Here is a 6167-nt window from a genome sequence, read left to right as displayed (position 1 = left end):
AATCCCAACGCCAACCGGCGGCATGGTTGGTATCGATATGGGGATTGCGCGTTTTGCTACTTTGAGTGATGGCTCCTTTGTCGAACCGATCAACAGCTTCAAACGCCATCAAGACGCGCTGCGAAAAGCGCAACAAGCCTTGAGCCGCAAAGTCAAATTCAGCCGCAACTGGCTCAAAGCAAAAAAGAAGGTCCAAAAGCTGCATCAGCGTATTGCCAACATCCGGCGTCATTTCCTGCATCAAACTTCAAGCTACATCAGCAAAAACCACGCGATCGTGTGCATTGAAGATTTGCAGGTAAAAAATATGTCCAAGTCAGCGGAAGGGAAAAATGTTCGGGCCAAGTCCGGCCTGAACCGTTCCATCCTCGATCAAGGTTGGGGTGAGTTCCGGAGGCAGTTGGACTACAAACTAGCGTGGAACGGCGGCCATCTCATCGCCGTACCTCCACAAAATACCAGCCGCACTTGCCCAAGCTGTGGTCATATCTCGGCTGAAAACCGCCAAACACAAGCGCAGTTTCAATGTGTGCAATGCGGCTATGAAAACCACGCTGATGTTGTCGGTGCGATTAATGTTCTAAAACGCGGCCAAGCTATCTTAGCTGCCGCATAAGTCACAAAAAGGGCAGGACTTGCCCTGTTCGCCTGTGAAGTGAGCGGTGCAGCAATGCCGCCAGCAGCAGGAACCCGCCGAAGTGACTTTAGGCTAACCCAGCCCAAAGCGCCGTAGGAATCCCCGCTCTTTAGGGCGGGGAGGAAGTCAAGCTTTTGTGTAGAATGTTCAGTCGAACAAGGATCGTCATGGCTTCTGACACGGGATCACCCTCTATTTGGGCAGCAGACGACAAACTCTCTTATGCTTTGTTGTCTCTTCTTATTTTCATCAGCTACTTTATCGCCGCCAAAGCAGGGTTGGCGATGGCATTTGTGCATGGCAATGTTTCAGCAGTGTGGCCGCCATCGGGTATCGCCCTTGCTGCCTTATTAGTCTATGGCTGGAAAATTTTACCAGTTCTCACCCTTGCTAATTTTCTCGTTACCCTCACCACCCCCACCCCCTTTTGGATTTCAGTCGGCATCGCCGCCGGCAATACGGTTGAGTATGCCCTCGCCTATTTTTTGCTGCATGTGCTGTGCCATAAAAAAGATCATGGTCAGTTCAATTCATTGCGCACCGTGTTGTGTCTATTGCCCTGTGTCCTCTTTGCCCCTGCTGCTGCGGCATTACTCGGCGCATTAAGCTTATGTTATGGCGCAATAGCCGAATGGGCGTTGTATTGGGATATTGTATTGACGTGGTGGTTGGGTGATGCAGTCGGTATCTTATTGATTGCCCCAAGCTGTATGCTCGGTTTTTCTTTGTTGGCCTATTTGCGTAGCGTGTCACAAGAAAAAGTTATCGAATTTTTTGCTCTCACTGCTACAGGTTTATTTGCCTCTTGGGTCTTGTTTAGCGATATTTTCGCTTTTCCTGCCGGCACTCGCTCGGCAGCCTATGTGCTGTTTCCTTTTATTATGTGGGGTGCGCTGCGTTTTCAGATGTTTGGTGCCCTCAACGCCGCCTTAGCTATTTCTATTCCGGCGGTCATTGGCACTGCCCACGGTGTCGGTATTTTTAGCAGCGATAGCCAAACCGAAAGTTTGTTACAGCTACAGGCTTTTATTGCAGTCTTGACCATGACGGGCATGATGATGGCCAGTGCCTTATACGAACGGCAACAAGCTGCCCGCTATGCGATTCAAACCGAACGCCGCATTCGCCAACAAAATGCTGAATTACAACGGCTGGCCGAAGTTTCAGCCCATCATCTACAAGAGCCAGTGCGCCGCCAAATTTCCTATGCCCAGTTGTTAGCCTATGCCATCGAGCACATGCCCCCGCATAGTGATATCAATAAGGCCGATTTGTTGTTACCGATGCAATTTATTGAACAAGGTGCCACACGGCAAAAGGCGTTATTACATGATATTGAACGCTTCCTTGCCGCAGGGACGGCGCTCGCGCCAGCACAACCACAAGAAACACAACAAGTTTTGCATCAATTAAGTCACCGTTTACAGGGACAGTGCCAAGCCAAAAAAGCCAGTATTGAGTTCGACCATCTACCACCGGTGTTCATGGACAAAAGCCGGTTGGAAGATCTGTTCTATGAATTGATTGGTAATGCACTTCAGCACGCCCACCCCACCGCCTCACACCGATTAGTGATTACCCTCTCTGCTCGGCAAGCTGGCCGGCGGGTATATTTCCGAGTGGAAGACAACGGCCAAGGCATTGCCCCTGCCTATCGCGCTAAAGTTTTTGCCGTATTTGAAACCGTCAATCCCCATACCACCGGCACCGGCATTGGGCTTGCCATTGTGCGGCGGATTGTGGAAAGTGTAGATGGACATATCAGCTGCCACAGCACCCCCACTGGGGGCTGCCGTTTTAGCTTTGACCTACCCGCTGCCTAAAGAGAACTACTACGCAATCGCCTGCGGCAAACGAAAAAATGCGATCGCTTGGCGCAGTTGATCGGCTAACGCTTCGAGTTGTTCTGCTGCCACTGCATTATGCTGGGTCGAAGCGTTGGTTTGTTCCGCCATCGTAGCGATATAGCCAACATGGTTGGCAATTTCGGTAGCGGTGCTCACTTGTTCGCGTGTCATCACGGCCACATCGCGCACTTTGTTGAGGGAATCGAGGGCTTGGCGATGAATTTCTACCAGCATCGCCGATGCCGATTGTGCCCGCGCCAGCCCTTTTTCCACTTGTGGATTCACCGCCGCCATCGCTTCAACTGCCGAATGGGTTTCGAGTTGAATGGTCTCAATCATTCGGCCAATTTCTGTCGTCGCCGAGGCGGTACGCTCGGCCAATTTCCGCACTTCATCCGCTACCACTGCAAACCCGCGCCCTTGTTCACCAGCCCGCGCCGCTTCAATTGCCGCGTTCAGTGCTAATAAATTGGTTTGGTCGGCAATCTCTTTAATCACATTCGCAATGCCACCAATATCTTGAGAATGTTGGAATAGGGTTTGAATTTGTTGTGTCGATTGGCTGACAGTGTGAGAGATTAAATCCATCTCAACAGCCGTTTCTCTCACTAATTTTTCACCATCTTCTGCCAATTTCGCTGTTTGCTGTGAGTTTTCTTCGGTATGACCCACCGTTTGCGATACTTCGCTAATGCTGGTTTTTAGTTGTTCAATTGAAGCAGCTGAAGCTGCAGTCGCTTGAGCTTGATTATCTGAAGCAACACCAATCTGGCGTGCAGCAGTTGCAACCTCTTTTGCACCAGACGATAAAGCACCTGCCATGTGGCTGATTTGTTGAAAAACATGGCCGAGTTTTTGTTGCATTGTTGCCATCGCGGCGAGCAAATTTTCAGTTGCTGAGGTAGAAATGGCTAACGGTTGTGTTAAATCGCCGTGAGCAATGCGGGTGGCAGTCGCTGTGGCTTGACTCGGTTCACCACCCAATGGCTTGAGTACCAAACGGCCTAACAATGCCATCAACAAGCCAATAATCACCACACATGCCACCACACCAGCAAAAGTAATCATTAACGCACGTTGGCGAACAATGTCTGCCGCCTCTGCCCGAGGATAAGCAGCCAAAACAGAAAAGCCCCACTTATCGAACTGATAGCGAGACACATCCCAACCGGTGTTCTCTTTCAACAAGGCTTGGACTTGTTCATCACTGACATGACCAGAGCGAAATCTGACTTTGCTTTGATAGTCCAAAATTGCCATAAAACCGGTGTTCAACAAGCGACTTTTATCGACCACTTCTTGCACTGCCGCCATGTCGATTTTGTAACCCACATACCAAACCCCAATGACCTGACCTTGAGCATCACGGATCGGTTCATAGCCGGTTAAAAAGGGATTTCCGAGAATATCGACTAGGCCATAAAAAGCCTGTCCTTGCCGAATGGCAGCAATCGCTTTGCCTTTTGGATCGAGAATTGTCCCGATAGCACGCTCGTTGTCTTTTTTGACATTGGTGGCAATCCGCACAAACTCATCGCCGCTTTTCACAAACAATGTCGCTGTTCCACCAGCAATTTTGGTGACACCATCGACTAGGGCATAGTGCGCCGCTTGTGGCTGTGTACCAAATAGCAAATTGGGCACAGTTTTATCTTTGATGGGTACGCTCTCGCCAAGCGAGGCAGGCCCTAGTGCCTCACCTCGCTCAATCAACAATCGCATGGCACTTTTCACCTGTTCACTGATTAAAGCATCGGTGACGGTCAGCACTTGCCGAGTCGAGTCGAGTTGTTGTTTGGCTTTCGCTGCAATCTCATACTCAATTTGTTGAGTTTCAATCATTGAAAACAACACCGTACCACTGAACACGGTTAATAAAATCAGTGCCGAGACATACAGCGCAAAGCGTTTGCGTAGGGTCATCTTCAAAATCCTGTCAAACAGAAAGCAGCCAAAACAACTTATAAAAATATAAATTGTCTACGATTTGATGCGAAAAACCAGCATATTGCGCAGTTTTGCGGAATCTATCGCACACTTTGCATTTCTTATTTGACATGAATCAGGGATAACATGCAATGAGGGCATAAAAAATAGGCTATCTGTTAAACAAATAGCCTATTTTATTAAATAAGTTTTTTAATTGTTCTAATGATTAGCGTGGCCAGACAGATCTGAGATGGTGTTTCGGATGTTCGGCATCTTGCAATGGATATGGATCGGCAACATAGCCAGGGCCTTTCATCACCAACACGTTGACATCCTCCCCGCCCTAAAGAGCGGGGATTCCTACGGCGCTTTGGGCTGAGTCAGCCTGAAGTCGCTTCGGTGGGTTCCTGCTGCTGGCGGTCTTGCTGCACCACTCACTTCACAGGCGAACTGGGCAAGTCCTGCCCTTTTTGTGACTTATGCGGCAGCTAAGATAGCTTGGCCGCATTTCAGAACATTAATCGCACCGACGACATCGGCGTGATTTTCATAGCCACATTGCACACAAGCAAATTTAGCCTGAGTTTGGCGGTTTTCAGCCGAGACATGACCGCAGCTTGGGCAAGTGCGGCTGGTATTTTGTGCTGGAACAGCAATGAGATGACCGCCGTTCCACGCTAGTTTGTAATCCAACTGCCGCCGGAACTCACCCCAGCCTTGATCGAGGATGGAACGGTTCAGGCCGGACTTGGCCCGAACATTTTTCCCTTCCGCTGACTTGGACATATTTTTTACCTGCAAATCTTCGAGGCACACAATCGCGTGGTTTTTGCTGATACGGCTTGAAGTTTGATGCAGGAAATTACGTCGGATATTGGCAATGCGGTGATGTAGCTTTTGGACTTTCTTTTTTGCTTTGAGCCAGTTGCGGCTGAATTTGACTTTGCGGCTCAACGATTGTTGCGCTTTTTTCAATGCGTCTTGATGACGTTTGAAGCTGTTGACCGGTTCGACAAAGGAGCCATCACTCAAAGTAGCAAAACGCGCAATGCCCATATCGATACCAACCATGCCGCCGGTTGGCGTAGGGACTTCAACTTCACGTTCAGTTTGAATGCTGACAAACCAACGACCGGCGGTTAAAGACACTGTGACGTTTTTAATGTTGCCTAATACCTCACGGCTGTTGCGGTAACGCATCCAACCGAGTTTGGGCAGAAAAATCCGATTATTGGCTTGATCGAGCTTCACCCCTTGTGGATAGCGAAAACTATCACTCACGCCTTTTTTCTTGAACTTTGGAAATGCCGCACGTTTGGCAAAGAAGTTTTGATATGCTCGCTCTAAATCCTTTAAGGCGTGTTGCAAAGCTTGGCTGGGTGATTTTCTCAGCCAAGCAAATTCTTGCTTCCAACTGGGCAGCAGATTGGCTAATTTGACGTAAGAAAATCGAATCGTGGGGTCAGTCTGATACCATTCCTTTTGCAACGCCAACGCCTTATTAAAGATGAACCGACACGAACCCGCAAAGCGCGACATTTGCCGTGTTTGCTGGCCGTTGGGTGTCAGTTGGAATTTGAAGGCTTGGAGTCGTTTCATGCGCTCATTATACAAACAGCAAAGTAAACATTGATTTGTTTTTACTTTACAACCGCAACACCAAACCCAAAAACGGCTTTGCCGTTTGCGCCTGATATCCCCGCCATGAATGGCGAGGTTTTACGGCGCAGGGGATAAACGCGCCCAACGCCACG

4 protein-coding genes are annotated in these 6167 nt (G+C 49.1%); 2 read left to right on the top strand and 2 right to left on the bottom strand.

Features of this window, described 5'->3' with window-relative positions; genetic code table 11:
• Positions 1-616 (top strand): RNA-guided endonuclease InsQ/TnpB family protein (locus tag G465_RS14745; protein ID WP_022653963.1); only part of this gene is annotated, 616 nt, incomplete at its 5' end.
• 188 nt (positions 617-804) lie between these two features.
• Positions 805-2460, top strand: a complete 1656-nt coding sequence (locus G465_RS0112320) for a sensor histidine kinase (protein WP_022654748.1) — start codon at positions 805-807, stop codon at positions 2458-2460.
• Positions 2461-2469: 9 nt separating this feature from the next.
• On the opposite strand, the gene G465_RS15235 is transcribed toward G465_RS0112320, so the two are convergent.
• On the bottom strand, positions 2470-4407 hold the full coding sequence (locus G465_RS15235) for a methyl-accepting chemotaxis protein (protein WP_022654747.1): 1938 nt from the start codon (positions 4405-4407) through the stop codon (positions 2470-2472).
• 483 nt (positions 4408-4890) lie between these two features.
• A complete protein-coding gene (locus tag G465_RS0112305; RefSeq protein ID WP_022654010.1) occupies positions 4891-6012 on the bottom strand; it encodes an RNA-guided endonuclease InsQ/TnpB family protein in 1122 nt (373 codons plus the stop codon).
• Positions 6013-6167 lie beyond the last annotated feature (155 nt).

The organism is Aquaspirillum serpens DSM 68 (assembly GCF_000420525.1).
Classification (GTDB): Bacteria; Pseudomonadota; Gammaproteobacteria; order Burkholderiales; family Aquaspirillaceae; genus Aquaspirillum; species Aquaspirillum serpens.
The sequence above is the reverse complement of the archived record's forward strand: the minus strand, read 5'-3'. Positions and strand labels throughout refer to the sequence as shown.